Raw genomic sequence first — 20,562 nt, 5'->3', positions numbered from 1 at the left:
CAAGTCGCCCGCCGAGCTCCGCGCCATGCTGCCGGCGGGCGCCGCGACCGCTGCGGCCCTCGCCGAGGCGCGTCGCCTGATCGCGCCGGGCGTCACCCCGCTCGAGCTCGACGCCGCCGCTGAACGCGTGATCCGCGACCTCGGCGGCCGCCCGAACTTCCAGCTCGTGCCGGGCTACCGGCACACCCTGTGCGTCTCGGTCGACGATGACGTCGTGCACGGCATCCCGGGCGACCGGCCGTTCCGAGCCGGCGACATCGTGTCGGTCGACGGCGGCGCCGACGTCGGCGGCTGGAACGGCGACGCGGCGTTCACGGTCGTGCTCCCTGACCCCGAGCGACCCGAGGTCGTGACCGCGCGGGAGCGGCTCTCCCGGGTCACCGAGCAGGCGCTCTGGCATGGCATCGCCGCCCTGGCGGGCGCCCGCCACCTCAACGAGGTCGGCGCGGCCCTCGAGGACTACGTGCTCGGCGAGGGCGACCCCTCGACCCTTCGGCAGGCTCAGGGCGGCGCGGACTCAGGTCACCGGTACGGCATCCTCACCGACTACGTGGGCCATGGCATCGGACGCGAGATGCACGAGGAGCCGCCGGTCTTCAACTACCGCGTCGACCGCCGGGGCGCGGCCGTTCGGCCAGGGCTCGTCGTCGCGATCGAACCCATGATCGTCGCGGGCGCCGTCGACACCTTCGTGCGCGACGACGAGTGGACGGTCACCACGGTCGACGGTGCGGATGCCGCGCATTGGGAGCACTCGGTCGCGGTGCACGACGGCGGCATCTGGGTGATCACGGCCCCCGACGGCGGCGCCGCCGCGCTCGCGCCGTTCGGCGTGGAGCCCGTGCCGATCCCGTAGGTCGCGAGGGGGCCGGCCCGCAGCATCCGCGAGTCAGCCGCCGTGCGGCTCCATGAGCCGGGCGAGCTCGGCGAGCAGCCCCGGATAGTCCTCGGCGCCCTGCACGAGTCGCTGCACGTTCTCGCGCTCAGAGAACGCCTCGACGAACTGGTCGAAGACCTCCTGGAACTCGGCTCGCCCGCTCTCGGCGAAGGCGATGAGCGCCACGACCTGCACGTGCGCGCCGCCCCAGTCGACGGGGGTGTCATCGATCGCGATGGCGATGGCCGTGCGCTCGGCCGACATCGTCATCGCGTGGGGCACGGCGAGCTGCTCGGTGAACGCCGTCGAGGAGAGCCGCTCGCGTTCCAGTGCGCCCTCGACGTAGGCCTGGTCGATGACGCCCGACGAGATCATGAGGTCGCCGAGATGGCGGATGACGCCCTCGCGGTCGAGGCCGCGCATGCCGCGCACGAACAGCTCGGGCGCGATGTACCTCGCAAGGGATGCGGCCAGCCGCATGCGCCGCCGTGCGCGACGCACGTTCGCGACCTCCGTGCGCACGCGCTCGAGGTCCGCGTCCGCCGGGAACGGCGGGACCACGACGAGCCGGCCCGCGGGCGCCCCGGTCGCCATCACCGAGACGACGAGGTCCGCGGAACCCACCTCGGCGTTCGCCATGACGACGTCCACGTCGTCGTCGACGGCGGCCCGCACCCGTTCGGCGAGTGCGGTGTGCACATCGTGGTACGCGGGCGCCGAGACGGCCACGCGCACGTACTCGGCGTGGGCGCGGCGACGATCGAGGTGGGCGCCCACGTGCATCGCGATGTACGCGATCTCGTCGTCGTTCACCGCGATGCCCTCGGAGCGGGCGAGCTCGCTCGCGATGTAGACGGCGAGCTCGTAGATGAGCGGATAGGCGGCCTTGATCGTCGCGGTGAGCGGGTTGCGCGAGAAGCTCGACTCGCTCGCCCTCGCGACGAGGTTGTCGACGTGCAGGGCGAGGCGATCGATGAAGTCGTCGTCGTCGAGGTCGACGAGGTACGCCGACGAGGCGCTCGCGACCACGCGGCGCACGAGCGGCACGCGCGACGAGACGGCCCGCTCATCCGCCTGCCGGCTGGCGGATTCGCGCGTGCGGGTCGCCGCACGCGTCTCGAGGAGTCGCGCGAGGTGTCCGAGGTCGGCCGGTCCGATCGCGGTGCCGAAGTGGTCGGCGATGAGGCGCTCGAGCAGTTCCGCCAGCGGCTCGCGCCCGGCCGCATGCGGTGCCTCCAGCGGATGGTCACGGGCCACCCGGTCGAGCGCGATGGCCGTGTGCAGCAGCACGTCGTCGAGGGCGTACTCGTTGGGCGCGTAGCCGGCCTCGGCGAGACCCTCGACGAGTGCCGCCCGGAACGCCGGGATCGCAGGGAACTCCTCGCGCAGTGCCTCGGACTCGAACAGGCCCCGCGTCGACTGCTCACGGAAGAGCGCGCCGAGAAGTCGCCGACGGGCCGACTCGGGGCCCTCGAGCGTGATTCGCGGGCCCAGGCGCGCGAGCGAGAGGCCCGTACCGTCGAGGCGCACGCGCACGCGCGCGAGGTCCGCCTCGAAGGTGGAGTCGCTCACATGATTGGCCGCGGCCGTCTCGAAGGCGTCGAGGCCGTCGGTCGCGTCGATGAGCGCGTGGATGATCCGGCCGACGCGCACCGCAGGCGTCGCCTCCCGGCGGGCCGACGAGCCCCTGGCCGCCCACGCCGCGCGATCGAGGCGGTAGCCCGCCGGCCCGGACTCCACGACGGTGCCGCCGGCGTTCGCCTGCGCGGCGTAGTTGCGGATGGTGCGGGTGGTGACCCCGAGCCGCTCCGCGAGTTCCGACGCGGTCGTCCACGTGCCGGCAGCGCCGAGCGTCTCGACGAGTCGCTCCCACTTCTGCGCCATTGCTGCTCCCGGACCTCGCGGCGCCACGCGACGCCGTGCGGTGCGCCCAGTCAACCACTGCCGGCGGGCAGGTCGGCCGTTCCCGAACGCATTTTCCTGGGGGGAGGAAAGGAATCGGGTGGAGCTCGGGCGGACCGCGCGGGCATGATCGATTCGAACGCGGTTCGATGCCGCGGCCGAACGATCGACGGGGACCGGGCGATGGCCGGGCGAGGAGGCTCAGGTGGTGCGCATCATCGTGGTCTGCGGCGCAGGCGCCTCGAGCACCTTCGTCGCCCACCGGCTCCGCCGGGCCGCCGCGGCTCGGGGTCTCGACGTGCGGGCGACCGCGACGAGCGAGTCGCAGCTCGAGTCCGCGCTCGCCGACGCGGACGTGCTCCTCGTGGGTGCGCACCTCGGCGACCGCGTCGGCGTGCTGCGCGAACGTGCGGCCGCGGCATCCGTGCCGATCGTGATGCTCCCCGAGACCGCGGCCGTCGCGGCCGACGGCGAGGACGCCCTCGACCTGGCCCTCGAGTTCGCTGGGGCCGGATCATGAACGCCCCGCACGCCCAGCGTGCCGCGGTGGCCACCGACCCGGGCCCGGGCTATGGTGAGCGAGGGAACGGAAGCCAGCGACGGAGACCGGAATCATGGTGGAACGCACAGTTCGGATCGGATCCACGCACGGCCTGCACGCGCGGCCGGCGAAGCTCTTCACCCAGGCCGTGGCCGCATCGGGATCACAGGTCACCGTGCAGAAGACCGGTGGGCAGGCCGTCAACGCGGCCAGCATCCTCGCCGTCATCTCGCAGGGGATCGACCACGGCGACGAGGTCACGATCGTCGTCGACGGCGGCGACGAGCAGGTGGTGCTCGATCAGCTGGTCGAACTCCTCAGCACCGACCACGACGAGTAGTTCGCGGCGTCCGTCGCCCGGGCAGCCGGAGCAGGAGGGCGAATGATGGAGATCAAGGGCACCGGAATCGGCCAGGGGGTCGCCGTCGGGCCGGTGGTGCGCATGGCGGAACGCCTTCCCGAGCCGGTCGACCGGCCGAGCCACCTCGACCCCGAGCGCGAGGGCGAGCGGGCCAGGGCGTCGCTGTCGGTCGTCGCCGCCGAACTCGCCGATCGCGGAGCGAAGGCGGGCGGCGCCGCGAAGGACGTGCTCGAGGCGCAGGCCATGATGGCCGAGGACCCGAGCCTCATCGACGAGGTCACGAAGCTGCTCGCCACGGGCAAGACCGCCGAGCGCGCCGTGTTCGAGGCGTTCGCCGCCTACCGCGACCTCCTCGCCGGCATGGGCGGGTACATGGGGGAGCGGGCCGCCGACCTCGACGACATCTCCCAGCGCGTGATCGCGCACCTCCTCAAGCTCCCGGCTCCCGGCGTGCCGAACCCGGGTCACCCGTTCGTGCTCGTCGCCCGCGACCTCGCGCCCGCCGACACCGCCACCCTCGACCTCGATCGGGTCCTCGGACTCGTCACGGTCGACGGCGGCCCCACCTCGCACACCGCCATCCTCGCCCGCGAGAAGTCGATCGTCGCGGTCGTCGGGGCGGCGGATGCCGCGGCCCTCGCCGACGGCGACACGGTCGTCGTCGACGCCGCGGGCGGCCTCGTCATCTCGTCGCCGACCGCCGAGCAGGTGGCCGAGGCGAACGCCCGGATCGCCGAGCGCGCCGCCCTCCAGGCGGCCCCCGTCACGCCGGGCGCACTCGCCGACGGCACGCCGGTGCCCCTGCTCGTGAACCTCGGCTCGGCCGACGGAGCCGCCGAGGCGCTGCGGCTCGGCGCCGAGGGCGTCGGCCTCTTCCGCACCGAGTTCCTCTTCCTCGGCCACGACACCGCGCCGAGCGTGCGCGACCAGCAGGAGCACTACACGAGACTGCTCCGGGCGTTCGAGGGCAGGAAGGTCGTCGTGCGCGTGCTCGACGCGGGCGCCGACAAGCCGCTCTCGTTCCTCAACGTCGCACGCGAGGAGAACCCCGCGCTCGGGCTGCGAGGCATCCGGGCCCTGCGCCACACCGAGGTCATCCTGCGCGAGCAGCTCACGGCGCTCGCCGCAGCGGATGCCGCGACCGACGCCGAGTTGTGGGTCATGGCGCCCATGATCGCGACGGTCGAGGAGACGCGCTACTTCGCGGCGCTCGCGAGGGAGCTCGGGGTGCGCGTGGCCGGCGTCATGGTGGAGACGCCGTCGGCCGCCCTCATCGCCGACCGGGTGCTCGCGGCCTGCGACTTCGCCTCGATCGGCACGAACGACCTCACCCAGTACGCGATGGCGGCCGACCGGCTGCTCGGCACGGTCGCGAACCTCCAGGATCCGTGGCATCCGGCCGTGCTCCGCCTGATCGGCGAGGTCGGCGCCGCCGGAGCCGAACTCGGCAAGCCCGTCGGCATCTGCGGCGAGGCCGCCGCCGACCCGCTGCTCGCCGTCGTGCTCGTGGGCCTCGGCGCCACGAGCCTGTCGATGTCGCCATCGGCACTCGCAGATGTCCGCGCCTCCCTCGCGCGGTACAGCCCCGACGACGCGAAGGCGCTCGCCCGGGCAGCCCTGGCCGCTGAGGGAGCGGCCGAAGCCAGGCAGGCCGTGCAGACGGCCGCATCCGAGATCACCGCGCCGCGGGCCACCGCGACGTGAACACGAGAGGGGCAACACCATGACAACGACGTCTGCGGGAGCGAAGCGGCCGGGGGGAGCACGCGTCGCCGTCCAGAGGTTCGGCACCTTCCTCAGCGGCATGATCATGCCGAACATCCCCGCGCTCATCGCGTGGGGCATCTTCACCGCGTTCTTCATCGCCGTCGGATGGACCCCGAACGCCGATCTCGCGACCATCGTCGGGCCGTTCATCCACTACCTGCTCCCCATCCTGATCGCCTACACGGGCGGAAGCCTGGTCTACGGCATCCGCGGCGGCGTCGTCGGCTCCATCGCGACGTTCGGCGCGATCGCGGGCTCCGACCTGCTCATCGCGCAGGTCAACGCCACCCTGCCCGAGGACAACCAGCTCGGACAGATCCACATGTTCATCGGCGCGATGATCCTCGGACCGTTGTCGGCCTGGACGATGAAGCGGATCGACGCGCTCTGGGACGGCAAGATCCGGGCCGGGTTCGAGATGCTCGTGAACATGTTCTCCGCGGGCATCTGGGGCTTCGTCATGGCCATCGTCGGGTTCTACCCGGTCGCCTGGCTGGTCAACGGCATCATGAACGTGCTGTCGGCCGCGGTGAACTGGCTCGTGGAGACGAACCTGCTGCCGCTGACGAGCATCATCATCGAGCCGGCCAAGGTGCTCTTCCTGAACAACGCGATCAACCACGGCGTGCTCACGCCGCTCGGCCTCTCGCAGGCGGCCGAGGAGGGCTCGTCGATCCTGTTCCTGCTCGAGGCGAACCCCGGCCCCGGCGTCGGCCTGCTGCTCGCGTTCACGTTCTTCGGCATCGGCGCGGCGAGGGCGTCGGCACCGGGTGCGGCCGTCATCCAGTTCTTCGGCGGCATCCACGAGGTCTACTTCCCGTTCGCGCTGATGAAGCCGATCCTGATCCTGGCGCTCATCGCGGGCGGCATGACCGGGGTCAGCACGAACATGCTCCTGGACGGCGCCCTGCGGGCTCCGGCCGCACCGGGGAGCATCATCGCGGTCATCGCGCAGACCGCGCCGGGTGCGTACTTCGCCGTCCTCCTCTCGGTGGTCCTCTCGGCAGCCGTGACCTTCACCATCGCGGCGGTCATCCTGCGGGCGTCGCGGAAGCGCGACCTCCAGGCGATGGCCATCACGGATGACGCATTCGGCGCCGCGATCACGCAGACCGAAGCGGCCAAGGGCAAGAGCTCCGACACCCTCGCGAACCTGCGCGGCGGCGCGGCGACCCAGGCGGGCGGGAGCGGCGGTCCCGCGACCGGCACGATGCGCGAGATCAAGAACGTCGTGTTCGCCTGCGACGCCGGCATGGGGTCGTCGGCGATGGGAGCGAGCGTGCTTCGCAACAAGATCAAGAAGGCGGGCATCGAGGATGTCACGGTGACCAACAAGGCCATCGCGCAGCTCGACGAGTCGGCCGACCTGGTCATCACCCAGGGGCAGCTGACCGATCGGGCACGCCACATGACGCCCGACGCGGTCCACGTCTCGGTCGACAACTTCATGAACTCGCCGAAGTACGACGAGGTCGTGCAACTGATCGAGACGCAGAAGGGCAGCTGACGATCACCACCACCGGATGACCCGTACCCGGGTCGCGGCCGTTCACCTCGACCGGTCGCGGCCCGGGCCGCCGCGTGACCAGAACCACGAAGCACGAGCACGTCGAGGAAGAAGGAGAGCTCCCATGACCGACCAGATCCTGCCCGCCGCCAACGTGCGGATCGCCTCCCGGGCCGCCGGCCGCGACGACGCGATCCGCGAGGCCGGGGCGATCCTCGTCGACGCCGGAGCGGTCGATCCCGGCTACATCGACTCCATGCTCGACCGCGAGGCGACGGTCTCGACCTACATGGGGAACTTCCTCGCCATCCCGCACGGCACCAACGAGGCGAAGGACCAGATCCGCCGGTCGGCGCTCTCGGTGATCCGATACGAGGAGCCCGTCGACTGGGACGGCGAGGAGGCGCGCTTCGTGGTCGGCATCGCCGGCATCGAGAACGAGCACCTCGAGATCCTCTCGAAGATCGCCATCATCTTCTCCGACGAGGACGAGGTGCGGAAACTGCTCGACGCGCCCACCGCCGCCGAGCTGCATGCCCGGCTCTCGGAGGTCAACGCATCGTGAAGGCCGTGCACTTCGGCGCGGGCAACATCGGGCGCGGCTTCGTCGGACTGCTCCTGCACGAGGCCGGATACGAGGTCGTGTTCGCCGACGTGAACGCCGAGCTCATCGACGCGCTCGCGGCATCCGACCACTACACCGTGCACGAGGTGGGAGCCGGGGCCCGCGACCGCCGCGTCGACGGATACCGCGCGGTGAACAGCCAGACGGACGCACCGGCGCTGCTCGCCGAGCTCGAGACCGCCGACGTGGCGACCACCGCCGTCGGCCCGAGCATCCTGCGCTTCATCGCCCCGCATCTCGTCGCCGCGCTGCGAGCGAGGCCCGCGGACGCCCCGCCGATCGTGATCATGGCGTGCGAGAACGCGATCAACGCGACCGACCAGCTGCACGACGAGATCGCCTCCCTCTCGAGTCCCGAGGAGTGGCGGGAGCTCGCCGCGAAGGCCGTGTTCGCGAACACCGCCGTCGACCGGATCGTTCCCGGGCAGGCCGCCGACGCGGGCCTCGACGTGACCGTCGAGACGTTCTTCGAGTGGGCGATCGAGCGGCCGCCGTTCGGCGACGCCGTGCCCGAGATCCCGGGCGCCCACTTCGTCGACGACCTCGCGCCGTACATCGAGCGGAAGCTCTTCACCGTGAACACGGGCCACGCCGCAACGGCTTACCTCGGGTTCCTCGCGGGGCACGAGCGCATCAGCGACGCGCTCGCGGATCCCGCGGTGGCGGCGGGCGTGGAGCGCGCGCTCGGCGAGACGAGTGCGTTGATCGTGGCGAAGCACGGCTTCACCGAGGCGGAGCAGGCCGCGTACCGGCTGCGCATCCTCGAGCGGTTCCGGAACCCCGAGCTGCCCGACACCGTCGAGCGCGTGGGCCGGCAGCCGCTGCGCAAGCTCGGCCGCCACGAGCGCTTCATCGGCCCGGCGTCCGAGCTCGCCGTCGCGGGGCTGCCCGTCGACGGGCTGCTCGGCGCCGTCGGCGCCGCCCTGCGGTTCGACGTGCCGGCGGATCCCGAGAGCGTCGAGCTGCAGCAACTCCTCGCGTCCCGCGAGCCCGCCGCGTTCGTGCACGAGGTCACCGGCATCGCGGCGGGGCATCCGCTCGAACCGGGACTCGTCGCGAAGGTCGCCGAGGCGAAGGCCGCGCGCTCCTGACCTCGACTGGCGCGGTGGGTCGAAATCGCCTATAGTTGACCCTTGGTGTTCTGCACGCCTGCTTCGGCATGCCCGACGACCCCTGGTCAGACGGATCCGTCATCGCGTGCAGCATCGTCGCACGACCAGCATCCCAAACTCCAAGCGATAGTGAGGCTATGGCCAAGAAAGACGGCGTCATCGAGATCGAAGGCTCGGTCATCGAGGCACTCCCGAACGCGATGTTCCGCGTGGAACTGACCAACGGGCACAAGGTCCTCGCGCATATCTCAGGCAAGATGCGCCAGCACTACATCCGGATCCTCCCCGAGGATCGCGTGATCGTGGAGCTGAGCCCCTACGACCTGACGCGCGGCCGCATCGTCTACCGCTACAAGTAAGGGCAGCTGGAAAGTAACGGCCTGCGGCACCCCGCGGGTACGAGGACAGCGAACCAAGGAAACAACTGTGAAGGTCAACCCCAGCGTCAAGCCCATCTGCGACCACTGCAAGGTCATCCGCCGCCACGGCCGCGTCATGGTGATCTGCAAGAGCAACCCGCGCCACAAGCAGCGCCAGGGCTAGTCGCACGGCTTCGGCCCCTCGGTCCCTGAGCCTGTCGAAGGGAGCTCACCGAAGGGCGCACAACTGAACACCGCAACGGCAACGCCAGAACCACGACATCCCGGATGTCGCGGGGACACCTCGGGACGGAGGCCCGGGCACCGGCGCTGCTCCACACCTCCACTTCGAAACAGGAGAAGCCACACATGGCACGTCTGGCAGGAGTCGACATCCCGCGCGAGAAGCGCGTGGAGATCGCACTGACCTACATCTACGGCGTCGGCCGCACGCGAGCGCTCACCACGCTCGCCGAGACCGGCATCGACGGCAACATCCGCGTGAAGGATCTCAGCGACGAGCAGCTCGTCGCCCTCCGCGACTACATCGAGGGCAACTTCAAGGTCGAGGGCGATCTCCGCCGTGAAGTCGCCGCCGACATCCGCCGCAAGGTCGAGATCGGATCCTACGAGGGCCTGCGCCACCGCCGCGGCCTCCCGGTCCGCGGCCAGCGCACCAAGACCAACGCTCGCACCCGCAAGGGCCCGAAGCGCACCGTCGCCGGCAAGAAGAAGCCCGGCCGCAAGTAACCGCTCGTCGCCAGATCTAGGAGATTTCACACATGGCAGCACCCAAGGCGGCTACTCGCAAGCCGCGCAAGAAGGAAAAGAAGAACATCGCCGTGGGTCAGGCCCACATCAAGTCGACGTTCAACAACACGATCGTCTCGATCACCGACACCACCGGTGCCGTGATCAGCTGGGCCTCGTCGGGCGGCGTCGGCTTCAAGGGCTCGCGCAAGTCGACCCCGTTCGCCGCGCAGCTGGCCGCCGAGTCGGCCGCCCGCCAGGCGCAGGAGCACGGCATGAAGAAGGTCGACGTCTTCGTCAAGGGCCCGGGTTCGGGTCGCGAGACGGCGATCCGCTCGCTCCAGGCCGCGGGCCTCGAGGTCGGCAGCATCAACGACGTGACGCCCCAGGCGCACAACGGATGCCGCCCGCCGAAGCGTCGTCGCGTCTGATACTCCATCCGTTGGTCGAGTAGGGCGCCTGCGCCCGTATCGAGACCCCTGCGGCATCCGCCGGTCTCGATACGGCCCTGACGGGCCTACTCGACCAGCGACACGTTCTCTCACAACTCAAGATCCTCGACCTCGCAGGTGTCATATAGCGGACACCCTGCCGAAAGGAATCAACAGTGCTGATCGCACAGCGCCCGACGCTCACCGAAGAGAACATCTCGGAGTTCCGTTCGCGTTTCGTGATCGAGCCCCTCGAGCCGGGCTTCGGCTACACGCTGGGTAACTCGCTCCGCCGCACCCTCCTCTCCTCGATCCCCGGCGCAGCCGTGACGAGCATCCGCATCGACGGCGTGCTCCACGAGTTCTCGACCGTTCCGGGCGTGAAGGAGGATGTCACCGAGATCATCCTCAACATCAAGAACCTCGTCGTCTCCAGCGAGCACGACGAGCCCATCACCGCCTACCTCCGCAAGCAGGGTGCCGGTGAGGTCACCGCCGCCGACATCTCCGCTCCGGCCGGTGTCGAGGTGCACAACCCCGAGCTCGTCATCGCGACGCTCAACGACTCGGCGAAGTTCGAGCTCGAGCTCACGATCGAGCGCGGCCGCGGCTACGTGTCGGCCAGCCAGAACCGCAACGAGTACTCCGAAGCGGGCCAGATCCCGGTCGACTCGATCTACTCGCCGGTGCTCAAGGTCACCTACCGCGTCGAGGCCACGCGTGCCGGTGAGCGTACCGACTTCGACCGCCTCGTGGTCGACGTCGAGACGAAGCCCGCGATCTCGCCGCGCGACGCCATCGCCTCGGCGGGCCGCACGCTCACCGAGCTCTTCGGCCTCGCCCGCGAGCTCAACGTGGCCGCAGAGGGCATCGAGATCGGCCCGGCGCCGGTCGACGCCGTGCTCTCGAGCGAGCTCTCGATCCCGATCGAGGACCTCGACCTGTCGGTGCGCAGCTACAACTGCCTCAAGCGCGAGGGCATCAACACGGTGTCGGAGCTCGTCGCCCTGTCGGAGTCGCAGCTCATGAACATCCGCAACTTCGGCCAGAAGTCGGTGGATGAGGTCAAGGACAAGCTCACCGAGATGGGTCTCTCGCTGAAGGATTCCGTGCCCGGATTCGACGGCGCCCACTTCTACACGGGCTTCGACGACGAGAGCTGATCGTCTTCGTCCCCGTAACGACCCCCCACCACTGGAGATAACGAACCATGCCGAAGCCCACCAAGGGTCCCCGCCTCGGAGGCGGTCCCGCGCACGAGCGGCTCCTGCTCGCGAACCTCGCCGCAGCGCTCTTCACGCACGAGCGGATCACCACGACCGAGACGAAGGCCAAGCGCCTGCGTCCGCTCGCCGAGCGCCTCATCACGTTCGCCAAGCGCGGCGACCTGCACGCCCGTCGCCGGGTGCTCGCCGTGATCGGCGACAAGAGCGTCGTGCACAAGCTGTTCACCGAGATCGCGCCCCAGGTGGCCGACCGTGAGGGCGGCTACACGCGCATCACGAAGATCGGCTACCGCAAGGGCGACAACGCCCCCATGGCGGTCATCGAGCTCGTGCTCGAGCCGGTCGTGAAGAAGCAGCGCGCCGCCAAGCCGGCCGCCGCCGCCACGCCCGACGAGACGCCGGCCGAGGAGCCCGCGGTCGAGGAGACGACGGCCGACGAGGCCGTGACCGAGGCCGAGGCCGCGGTCGACGAGGCCGCCGGTTCCGAGGCCTCCGAGGAGTCGGCGGAGACGCCGGCCGAGGAGCCCGTCGAGGCCAAGTAGTCGAACCACCGTCGAAGGGCCCGGATGCCGCGTGCATCCGGGCCCTTCGCCGTTCCCCTGGCAGGGGCAGGGGAGGGCCGCGCCGTAGGCTGGAGGAGTGAGTGAGACAGCCGGGCCCGCAGGCGACCGCGGCGACGAGGCGGATGCCGCGGCATCCGTCGTCCGCGTACGGCTCGGCATCGCCTACGACGGCACCGACTTCAACGGCTGGAGCCGGCAGCCCGGGCTGCGCACGGTGCAGGGGGTGCTCGAGGAGGCCCTCGCCACGCTCTTCCGCCGCACGGGTGAGGCTCCCCGGCTGACCGTCGCGGGACGCACCGATGCGGGCGTGCACGCGCTCGGGCAGGTCGCGCACCTCGACGTCACCGCGACGGCGCTCGCCGCCGTGGCTCGCCCGCGTCGTGGACAGGACGCCGACGCCACGCCGGAGGCCGCGCTGGGTCGCCGCCTCACGGGCATCATCGGCGCCGATGCCGACGTGGTGATCACCCACGCGGAGCGCGCACCAGCCGGCTTCGACGCCCGGTTCTCGGCGCTGTGGCGCCGCTACGAGTACCGCGTGGCCGACGCCTCCGCCGTCCGTGATCCGCTCGAACGGCGGCGAACGGTGGTGATTCCCCGGGCGCTCGACGTCGAGGCGATGGATGCCGCGGCGCGCTCGCTCACGGGCCTGCACGACTTCGCCGCCTTCTGCCGGCCCCGAGAGGGTGCCACGACCATCCGGACGCTCCAGTCCTACTCGTGGGCGCGACGCCCCGATGACGGCGTCCTCGTCGCCTCGCTCCAGGCGGACGCGTTCTGCCACTCGATGGTGCGAGCCCTCGTCGGGGCGTGCGTCGCGGTGGGGGAGGGCCGGCTCGAGGCATCCGACCCGCTCGGCCTGTTGCGGGCCGCCGAGCGGACCAGCGCGTTCAAGGTCATGCCGGCGAAGGGCCTCGTGCTGACCGAGGTGGGGTACCCCGACGACGCGGCGCTCGAGGCCCGTGCCACGCAGACCAGGGCACGTCGCGAATTGCACGCCGAAGGCATCGTCGGCTAAGCTGTCTCTTTGGTGCCGCCATCACTGGTTCCTGAGCCCGTCGAAGGGCGGCACCCGATCATGAGCCCTCCAGCCGGGCGTTCGAGCGCATCGCGCGCGAACACCTCTCGGAGCGGGATTCACGAACTCCTCACTCGATCAGAAAGCAGCACTTCCGTGACGCGCACCTACACCCCGAAGCCGAACGAGATCCAGCGCGACTGGGTCGTCATCGACGCCACCGACGTCGTGCTCGGCCGTCTCGCGAGCCACTCGGCCGCACTCCTCCGTGGCAAGCACAAGCCGATCTTCGCCAACCACGTCGACACCGGTGACTTCGTCATCATCGTCAACGCCGACAAGGTGGCCCTCACCGGCCAGAAGCTCGAGCAGAAGAAGGCCTACCGTCACTCGGGCTACCCGGGCGGCCTCAAGGCCGTCGGGTACGCCGAGCTCCTCGAGAAGAACCCCGTCCGCGCCGTCGAGAAGGCGATCCGCGGCATGCTCCCCAAGAACTCGCTCGGCCGCCAGCAGCTGAAGAAGCTGAAGGTCTACGCCGGCCCGGAGCACCCGCACTCGGCCCAGCAGCCGAAGCCGTACACCCTCACCCAGGTCGCCCAGTAACTCCGGCGCACTCGACGTTCTCGAAATAAGGATTCACACCACCATGGCGAAGATCGCAGACCAGATCGAAGCGGCTCCCGAGAGCTACACCACCGAGAGCGCCCCCGCGGCCGCTCCCGCCACCCCCCGCCCCGTGCTCAACGTCTCGGGCGCGGCCGTCGGTCGCCGCAAGCAGGCCATCGCCCGCGTTCGCGTCGTTCCCGGCGCCGGCACCATCACGGTCAACGGCCGTGAGTTCGCCGACTACTTCCCGAACAAGCTGCACCAGCAGCTCATCACCGACCCGTTCACGGTGCTCGAGCTCTCCGGCTCGTACGACGTGATCGCCCGCATCACCGGTGGCGGCCCCTCGGGCCAGGCCGGCGCCCTGCGCCTCGCGATCGCCCGCGCGCTCAACGAGATCGACCGAGAGAACAACCGTCCGACGCTGAAGAAGTCCGGCTTCCTCACGCGCGACGCCCGCGTCATCGAGCGCAAGAAGGCCGGCCTCAAGAAGGCCCGCAAGGCGCCCCAGTTCTCGAAGCGCTGATCCGGGCCTCCGGTTCTCCGTATGCCTCGGCTCTTCGGAACCGACGGGGTCCGGGGCCTCGCCAACCGTGATCTCACGGCTGACCTGGCCCTGGGCCTCGCCCAGGCGGCTGCCGCCGTGCTCACGCAGGGGCGTCACGCCGACGAGCTCCGGGCGGCAGGACGCCGTCCGGTCGCGGTCGTCGCGCGCGACCCCCGCGTCTCCGGTGAGTTCCTCACCGCGGCCGTCTCGGCCGGCCTCGCGAGCTCGGGTGTCGACGTGCTCGACGCCGGCGTCATCCCGACGCCCGCGACCGCGTTCCTCATCGACTCGATCGGCGCCGACTTCGGCGTCATGATCTCGGCGTCGCACAACCCGGCGCCCGACAACGGCATCAAGTTCTTCTCGTTCGGCGGCACGAAGCTGCCCGACGAGGTCGAGGACCGCATCGAGTCCTTCCTCGGCAGGCAGAAGCTCGCGCCCGTGGGCGACGGCGTCGGCCGCATCCGCCGCTTCGCCGACGCCGAAGACCGCTACGTCGTGCACCTGCTGAGCACGCTGCCGAATCGCCTCGAGGGCCTCAAGGTCGTGCTCGACTGCGCCCACGGTGCGGCGGCCGGCGTGTCGCCGGAGACGTTCCGAGACGCCGGCGCCGAGGTGATCGTCATCGGCGCCGACCCCGACGGCATGAACATCAACGACGGCGTCGGCTCGACGCACCTCGAGCCGCTCCGTGCAGCCGTGCTCGAGCACGGGGCCGACCTCGGCATCGCGCACGACGGCGACGCCGATCGGTGCCTCGCCGTCGACGCCCACGGCGACATCGTCGACGGCGACCGCATCATGGCGATCCTCGCCCTCTCGATGCACGAGCGCGGTCACCTCACCGATGACACGCTCGTCGTCACCGTCATGTCCAACCTCGGCCTTCGCCGGGCCATGGCCGAGCGGGGCATCCGCGTCGTCGAGACGAAGGTCGGCGACCGCTACGTGCTGGAGGCGCTCGCGGCGGAGGGCCTCGCGCTCGGCGGCGAGCAGTCGGGTCACGTCATCATGACCGAGTTCGCGACCACCGGCGACGGGGTGCTCACCGGCCTGCACTTGGCCGCGGAGCTCAATCGCACCGGCAAGTCCCTCGCCGAGCTGGCGTCGGTGATGACCGTGTACCCGCAGGTGCTCGTGAACGTGCGCGGCGTCGATCACAATGCCATGCACCAAGATGCCGAGATCGCCGCGGCCGTCGCGGCCGTCGAAGCCGAGCTCGGCGACTCCGGGCGCGTGCTCCTGCGCCCGTCGGGCACGGAGCCGATGGTGCGCGTCATGGTCGAGGCGGCCGATCAGGACACCGCCGAGCGTCATGCGGCGGCGCTGGCCGAGGTGGTGCGCGCGCGACTCGCGAACTGAGTCGCCCGCCGGTCGCTGGGCTCAGGGACCACCCTTCGACGGGGCTCGAGGGCCGCGCTCAGAGCTTGCGCAGGAGCACGTTCGACACCGTGTGGTCGGCGCTCTTGCGCAGGACGAGCGAGGCGCGCGATCGCGTCGGCCGGATGTTCTGCAGCAGGTTGGGTTCGTTGATCTCGTGCCAGATCGAGCGCGCCCGCTGGCGCGCCTCGTCTTCGGTGAGGCTCGCGTACCGGTGGAAGTAGGAACGCGGATTCGAGAATGCGCCGCGCTGGAGCTTCAGGAACCGTTCCTCGTACCAGCGGGCGATGTCGCTCGTTCGGGCGTCGACGTAGATCGTGAAGTCGAACAGGTCGCTCACCGCCAGGCGGTGTCCGGGCCCGGGCGGCTGCAGCACGTTGAGGCCCTCGACGATGAGCACGTCGGGGCGGCGCACGGTGATCCACGCGTCGGGCACGATGTCATAGGCCAGGTGCGAGTAGAACGGTGCGCGCACGGCCGCGGCACCGGCCTTCACCTCGCTCACGAACCGGAGCAGCGCGCGTCGGTCGTACGACTCGGGGAACCCCTTGCGCCCCATCAGCCCCCGCCGCTCGAGCTCGGCGTTCGGGAAGAGGAATCCGTCGGTCGTCACCAGCTCGACTCGGGGCGTGTGCTCCCACCTGGCGAGGAGCTCGCGCAGGAGACGCGCGATGGTGGACTTGCCCACCGCCACCGAACCCGCGACGCCGATCACGAAGGGCGTGGGCTCGGGACGCTTGCGGAGGAACTCGCTCGTGACGTTGTGCAGCGACTTCGTGCCGCCGACGTAGAGGTTGAGCAGGCGACTGAGCGGCAGGTAGACCTCGGCGACCTCGCGGAGGTCGAGCGGCTCGCCGAGGCCGCGCAGCTGCACGATCTCGATCTCGCTGAGGGGCGCCGGCATCGACGGCGCCAGGGCGGCCCAGCTCGCCCGGTCGAGCTCGATGAACGGCGTGATCTGCGCGCCGTGCGGCAACGGGCTCTGCGGATCCAGCACCGTGACAGTCTAGTGTCGACCGGCGAGCCCACCGCTGTGCACGCACGCGGCGGGCGCACAGCGGCGCGACACTAGAATCGCCTCCATGTGTGGAATCGTCGGATACGTCGGAGAGCGCAACAGCCTCGACGTGCTCATGGGAGGCCTTCGCCGCCTCGAATATCGCGGATACGACTCGGCGGGGGTCGCCATCGTCGACGATGACGGCGTCATCGAGACCGCGAAGCGGGCGGGCAAACTGCAGGTCCTCGCCGACGACCTCGAGGCGACGCCCCTCCACCGCGGCGGCACCGGCATCGGCCACACCCGCTGGGCCACGCACGGCGGCCCCACCGACCGCAACGCCCACCCGCACCTCGGCGACGAGGGCCGGCTCGCGCTCATCCACAACGGCATCATCGAGAACTTCTCCGAGCTGAAGGACGAGCTCCTCGCCGAGGGCTACACCTTCGAGAGCGAGACCGACACCGAGGTGGCCGCCGTGCTCCTCGGGCGCGAGTACCGCCGCATCGGCGAGCTCACCGAGGCCTTCCGGGCCACGGTCTCGCGCCTCGACGGCGCGTTCACGCTGCTCGCGGTGCACCGCGACCAGCCCGGCGTGGTGGTCGGCGCGCGCCGCAACTCCCCGCTCGTCATCGGCCTGGGCGACGGCGAGAACTTCCTCGGCTCGGATGTCGCGGCGTTCGTCGAGTTCACGAAGCGCGCCGTGGCGATCGGCCAGGACCAGATCGTCACGATCACCGCCGACGACGTCACGGTCACCGACTTCGCGGGCCACGCCGTCGAGGTCGAGCCGTTCGACGTCGCGTGGGACGCCTCGGCGGCCGAGAAGGGCGGGTGGTCGTCCTTCATGCGCAAGGAGGTCTCCGAGCAGCCCGAGGCGGTCCGGAACACCCTGCTCGGCCGCATCGTCGACGGGCAGGCCGTGATCCCCGAACTCGCCGACTTCGGAGACGACGAACTGCGGGCCATCCGCCGCATCACCGTGATCGCCTGCGGCACCGCGGCCTACGCCGGCATGGTCGCGAAGTACGCCATCGAGCAGTGGGCGCGCGTGCCGGTCGAGGTGGAGCTCAGCCACGAGTTCCGCTACCGCGAGCCCGTGCTCGACTCCGGCACCCTGGTCGTCTCGATCAGCCAGTCGGGCGAGACCATGGACACCCTGATGGCGGTGAAGTACGCCCGCGAGATGGGCGCGCGCACGATCTCGATCTGCAACACCCAGGGCGCCACCATCCCCCGTGAGTCCGACGCCGTCGTCTACACGCATGCCGGCCCCGAGGTCGCGGTGGCCTCGACGAAGGCCTTCGTCGCACAGATCGCCGCCCTCTACCTGTTCGGGCTGCACCTCGCCCGCGTGCGCGGCACGCTCGACGCCGAGGAACTCGCTGCACAGCTCGCCGAGCTGCAGGCGGTGCCCGAGAAGCTCGAGACGGTGCTCGAGCAGGCCGAGCTGGTGGGCCAGCTCGCGCACTGGATGGCCGACACGCGTTCGGTGCTGTTCCTCGGACGCCACGTGGGCTATCCGATCGCTCTCGAGGGGGCGCTGAAGCTCAAGGAGCTCGCGTACATCCATGCCGAGGGCTTCGCCGCCGGCGAGCTCAAGCACGGTCCGATCGCACTCATCGAGCCGGGCCAGCCCGTCTTCGTGGTGGTGCCCAGCCCCCGCGGCTCGGCGAACCTGCACCCGAAGGTGGTGTCGAACATCCAGGAGATCCGCGCGCGCGGCGCCCGCGTGATCGCGATCGCCGAGGCGGGCGACGCCGCGGTGCTGCCGTTCGCCGACGAGGTGCTGCGCATCCCGCTCGCCGCGCCGCTGTTCGAACCGCTCCTCGCGGTGGTCCCGCTGCAGATCTTCGCCATGGAGCTCGCGCAGGCCAAGGGGCTCGATGTCGACCAGCCGCGCAACCTCGCGAAGTCCGTGACGGTGGAATGAGCCGGCTGACCCGGGGTCGGGAGGCGCGGTGATCATCGGCATCGGCATCGACGTCGTCGACATCGCGCGCTTCGAGCGATCGATCATCCGCACCCCGGGTCTCGTCGAGCGGCTGTTCGCCGAGAGCGAACGTGACCGCCAACCGCGCTCGCTCGCCGCGCGGTTCGCGGCGAAGGAGTCCCTCATCAAGGCGCTCGGCGGTCACGCCGTCATCCGCTGGCACGACATGCGCGTCGTCCAGGACGCCGAGGGCAACCCCGACTTCGAGCTCTCGGGCGACCTCGCCGAGCACGTCCGGGCGCTCGGCATCGACCGCGTGCACCTCTCCATGAGCCACGACGCGGGCATCGCGAGCGCGTTCGTCGTGCTCGAGTCCGTGCGGGGCGTCGAGTGAGCGAGGTCGCGCGGGCGGATGCCACGTCACGGCCGTTCCGCGAGGCGGTCGTCGACCTCTGCGCCATCCGCGACAACGTGGCGCACCTCGCCGAGGTCGTCGCGCCCGCGCAGGCGATGGCCGTCGTGAAGGCCGACGCGTACGGACACGGCGCCGTGCCCGTGGCGCGCGCCGCGCTCGCCGGCGGAGCCACCTGGCTCGGCGTCGCCGATGTCTCCGAGGCGCTCGCGCTCCGCACCGCAGGGATCACCGCACCCCTGCTCGCCTGGCTGCACGATCCGGGCGCTGCGTTCGCGGCGGCCGTCGAACGGGACGTGGACCTCGGCGTCTCGTCGCTCGGCCAGCTCGAGGCCATCGCCGACGCCGCGGCATCCGTCGGCCGGCCGGCCATGGTGCACCTGAAGATCGACACGGGCCTGAGCCGCAACGGCGTCGCCCCGGAAGCCTGGGGCGAGGCGGTCGCCGCGGCTGCCCGCCTCGAGCGGGCCGGTCGCCTCCGCGTGCGCGGTGTCTTCAGTCACCTCGCGAACACGTCCGAGGAGGCGGATGCCGTCCAGCTCGCGTCCTTCGAGCGGGCGCTCGCCGAGGCCTCCGCCGCCGGCCTCGCCCCCGACGTCCGGCACATCGCCTCGACGGCCGGGGCCCTGCGGCGCCCCGAGTCGCGCTACGACCTCGTGCGCCTCGGCATCGGCATCTACGGGATCCCACCCTTCGGCGACGGCACCACGGCCGCCGAACTCGGACTGCGTCCGGCCATGACCCTGCGCGGTCGTGTCGCCGCCGTCCGCCGAATCGATGCCGGCACGGGAGTCTCGTACGGCCACGTATGGCGGGCGCCGCGTCCGACCACGTTGGCACTCGTGCCGCTCGGGTACGCCGACGGCATCCCGCGGCAGGCGTCGGGCCGGGCCGAGGTGCTCCTCGCCGGCGCGCGGCGCGCCGTGGTCGGCCGCATCGCGATGGACCAGTTCCTCGTCGACGTCGGCGACGACGCCGTCGCGGTCGGCGACGAGGTCGTGCTCTTCGGCGACCCCGCGGCGGGCGCGCCGTCGGCCGACGACTGGGGCGACGCCGCCGACACCATCGGCTACGAGATCGTCACGCGCATCGGCCCGCGCGTGCCGCGCACGTACCTGGGCGGGACGTGATGCGCATCGACATCCCCGACACGGCCGCCATGGAGGCGTTCGGACGCGACCTCGGCGCCGAGCTCCGGGCCGGCGACCTCGTGGTGCTGACGGGGCCGCTCGGCGCCGGCAAGACCACGCTCACGCGCGGCCTCGGCGCGGGGCTCGGCGTGCGCGGCCCGGTGCAGAGCCCCACGTTCGTGCTGGCCCGCACGCATCCGAGCCTCGTCGGCGGCCCGCCGCTCGTGCACGTCGACGCCTACCGGCTCGGCACCCCCGAGCTCCTCGACGACCTCGACCTCGACTTCGCCCACGCCGTGGTCGTCGTCGAGTGGGGAGCCGGCCTGCTCGACGACGTGGCCGAGTCGTGGCTCGACGTCGTCATCGAACGCCCGGATGGAGCGGGCACCGCGGCGATGACGGATGCCGCCGACGCCGAGTTCCTCGGCGCCGACGAGCCGCGAATGCTCGAGGTGCGCGGTCACGGCCCGCGCTGGGCGGGGAGCCGCTTCGACGACGCCCAGTAGGCTGGGATC

23 protein-coding genes are annotated in these 20,562 nt (G+C 71.0%); 21 read left to right on the top strand and 2 right to left on the bottom strand.

All coding sequences use genetic code 11. The features are described 5' to 3' along the window. The first annotated feature begins 25 nt into the window (after positions 1 to 25). Positions 26 to 856, top strand: coding sequence for a type I methionyl aminopeptidase (map, locus tag ACVFI9_RS15710; protein WP_474766289.1), 831 nt, complete (start codon positions 26 to 28; stop codon positions 854 to 856). Between the two features lie 33 nt (positions 857 to 889). Here map and ACVFI9_RS15705 read toward each other — a convergent pair whose 3' ends face one another. Further along, positions 890 to 2,761, bottom strand: a complete 1,872-nt coding sequence (locus tag ACVFI9_RS15705; RefSeq protein WP_474763131.1) for a BglG family transcription antiterminator — start codon at positions 2,759 to 2,761, stop codon at positions 890 to 892. A 223-nt stretch (positions 2,762 to 2,984) separates the two neighbouring features. Between ACVFI9_RS15705 and ACVFI9_RS15700 the strand changes: the two genes are divergently transcribed. The 16 genes from ACVFI9_RS15700 to glmM all read left to right on the top strand — a co-directional run bounded on the left by ACVFI9_RS15700 (position 2,985) and on the right by glmM (position 15,554). Then, positions 2,985 to 3,299 carry a PTS sugar transporter subunit IIB gene (locus ACVFI9_RS15700; RefSeq protein WP_474763130.1) on the top strand — a complete coding sequence of 105 codons (315 nt, stop codon included), beginning with the start codon at positions 2,985 to 2,987 and terminating at the stop codon, positions 3,297 to 3,299. A 94-nt stretch (positions 3,300 to 3,393) separates the two neighbouring features. Beyond that, positions 3,394 to 3,660, top strand: a complete 267-nt coding sequence (locus tag ACVFI9_RS15695; protein ID WP_474763129.1) for an HPr family phosphocarrier protein — start codon at positions 3,394 to 3,396, stop codon at positions 3,658 to 3,660. Positions 3,661 to 3,702: 42 nt separating this feature from the next. After that, positions 3,703 to 5,385 carry a phosphoenolpyruvate--protein phosphotransferase gene (ptsP, locus tag ACVFI9_RS15690; protein ID WP_474763128.1) on the top strand — a complete coding sequence of 561 codons (1,683 nt, stop codon included), beginning with the start codon at positions 3,703 to 3,705 and terminating at the stop codon, positions 5,383 to 5,385. A 19-nt stretch (positions 5,386 to 5,404) separates the two neighbouring features. Next, positions 5,405 to 6,955 (top strand): PTS mannitol transporter subunit IIBC, encoded by a 1,551-nt coding sequence (locus ACVFI9_RS15685; RefSeq protein ID WP_474763127.1) that lies wholly within the window; start codon positions 5,405 to 5,407, stop codon positions 6,953 to 6,955. A gap of 124 nt (positions 6,956 to 7,079) precedes the next feature. Continuing rightward, entirely contained in the window at positions 7,080 to 7,520 is a 441-nt protein-coding gene (locus ACVFI9_RS15680) for a PTS mannitol transporter subunit IIA (RefSeq protein ID WP_474763126.1), read from the top strand. After that, complete coding sequence (locus ACVFI9_RS15675; protein WP_474763125.1) at positions 7,517 to 8,671, top strand: mannitol-1-phosphate 5-dehydrogenase; 1,155 nt, start codon at positions 7,517 to 7,519, stop codon at positions 8,669 to 8,671. Before ACVFI9_RS15680 ends, ACVFI9_RS15675 begins: the two co-directional genes overlap by 4 nt. 158 nt (positions 8,672 to 8,829) lie before the next feature. Next, complete coding sequence (gene infA, locus ACVFI9_RS15670) at positions 8,830 to 9,051, top strand: translation initiation factor IF-1 (RefSeq protein WP_011186713.1); 222 nt, start codon at positions 8,830 to 8,832, stop codon at positions 9,049 to 9,051. A gap of 67 nt (positions 9,052 to 9,118) precedes the next feature. Then, positions 9,119 to 9,235 carry a 50S ribosomal protein L36 gene (gene rpmJ / locus ACVFI9_RS15665; protein WP_005050492.1) on the top strand — a complete coding sequence of 39 codons (117 nt, stop codon included), beginning with the start codon at positions 9,119 to 9,121 and terminating at the stop codon, positions 9,233 to 9,235. A 185-nt stretch (positions 9,236 to 9,420) separates the two neighbouring features. Continuing rightward, a complete protein-coding gene (rpsM, locus tag ACVFI9_RS15660; RefSeq protein ID WP_148733835.1) occupies positions 9,421 to 9,801 on the top strand; it encodes a 30S ribosomal protein S13 in 381 nt (126 codons plus the stop codon). Between the two features lie 32 nt (positions 9,802 to 9,833). Then, a complete protein-coding gene (gene rpsK / locus ACVFI9_RS15655) occupies positions 9,834 to 10,232 on the top strand; it encodes a 30S ribosomal protein S11 (RefSeq protein WP_092668574.1) in 399 nt (132 codons plus the stop codon). Positions 10,233 to 10,408: 176 nt separating this feature from the next. Continuing rightward, positions 10,409 to 11,395, top strand: a complete 987-nt coding sequence (locus ACVFI9_RS15650) for a DNA-directed RNA polymerase subunit alpha (protein ID WP_136708494.1) — start codon at positions 10,409 to 10,411, stop codon at positions 11,393 to 11,395. Positions 11,396 to 11,442: 47 nt separating this feature from the next. Further along, the gene (rplQ, locus tag ACVFI9_RS15645) at positions 11,443 to 12,000 is read left to right on the top strand and encodes a 50S ribosomal protein L17 (protein ID WP_474763124.1); all 558 of its coding nucleotides are present in this window, start codon (positions 11,443 to 11,445) and stop codon (positions 11,998 to 12,000) included. Between the two features lie 97 nt (positions 12,001 to 12,097). After that, the gene (gene truA, locus ACVFI9_RS15640) at positions 12,098 to 13,039 is read left to right on the top strand and encodes a tRNA pseudouridine(38-40) synthase TruA (protein WP_474763123.1); all 942 of its coding nucleotides are present in this window, start codon (positions 12,098 to 12,100) and stop codon (positions 13,037 to 13,039) included. 156 nt (positions 13,040 to 13,195) lie between these two features. Beyond that, positions 13,196 to 13,642 (top strand): 50S ribosomal protein L13, encoded by a 447-nt coding sequence (rplM, locus tag ACVFI9_RS15635; protein WP_474763122.1) that lies wholly within the window; start codon positions 13,196 to 13,198, stop codon positions 13,640 to 13,642. A gap of 43 nt (positions 13,643 to 13,685) precedes the next feature. Then, a complete protein-coding gene (rpsI, locus tag ACVFI9_RS15630) occupies positions 13,686 to 14,171 on the top strand; it encodes a 30S ribosomal protein S9 (RefSeq protein ID WP_448005817.1) in 486 nt (161 codons plus the stop codon). Between the two features lie 21 nt (positions 14,172 to 14,192). Further along, on the top strand, positions 14,193 to 15,554 hold the full coding sequence (glmM, locus tag ACVFI9_RS15625; protein ID WP_474763121.1) for a phosphoglucosamine mutase: 1,362 nt from the start codon (positions 14,193 to 14,195) through the stop codon (positions 15,552 to 15,554). Between the two features lie 58 nt (positions 15,555 to 15,612). Here glmM and coaA read toward each other — a convergent pair whose 3' ends face one another. Then, positions 15,613 to 16,569 (bottom strand): type I pantothenate kinase, encoded by a 957-nt coding sequence (coaA, locus tag ACVFI9_RS15620; RefSeq protein ID WP_474763120.1) that lies wholly within the window; start codon positions 16,567 to 16,569, stop codon positions 15,613 to 15,615. A gap of 85 nt (positions 16,570 to 16,654) precedes the next feature. Here coaA and glmS point away from each other — a divergent pair, with 85 nt between their 5' ends. From glmS to tsaE, 4 genes are read left to right on the top strand one after another with little or no spacing between them, the layout of a single operon-like run. Then, a complete protein-coding gene (glmS, locus tag ACVFI9_RS15615) occupies positions 16,655 to 18,505 on the top strand; it encodes a glutamine--fructose-6-phosphate transaminase (isomerizing) (protein ID WP_474763119.1) in 1,851 nt (616 codons plus the stop codon). 28 nt (positions 18,506 to 18,533) lie between these two features. Next, on the top strand, positions 18,534 to 18,899 hold the full coding sequence (locus ACVFI9_RS15610) for a holo-ACP synthase (RefSeq protein ID WP_474763118.1): 366 nt from the start codon (positions 18,534 to 18,536) through the stop codon (positions 18,897 to 18,899). Then, a complete protein-coding gene (gene alr / locus ACVFI9_RS15605) occupies positions 18,896 to 20,047 on the top strand; it encodes an alanine racemase (protein ID WP_474763117.1) in 1,152 nt (383 codons plus the stop codon). Before ACVFI9_RS15610 ends, alr begins: the two co-directional genes overlap by 4 nt. Next, positions 20,047 to 20,553 (top strand): tRNA (adenosine(37)-N6)-threonylcarbamoyltransferase complex ATPase subunit type 1 TsaE, encoded by a 507-nt coding sequence (gene tsaE, locus ACVFI9_RS15600; protein ID WP_474763116.1) that lies wholly within the window; start codon positions 20,047 to 20,049, stop codon positions 20,551 to 20,553. Before alr ends, tsaE begins: the two co-directional genes overlap by 1 nt. Positions 20,554 to 20,562: the final 9 nt, after the last annotated feature.

It is taken from the genome of Agromyces sp. NSFZ, assembly GCF_056156205.1.
Note: the sequence above shows the minus strand (reverse complement) of the source record. Positions and strands in the feature narration are given on the sequence as shown.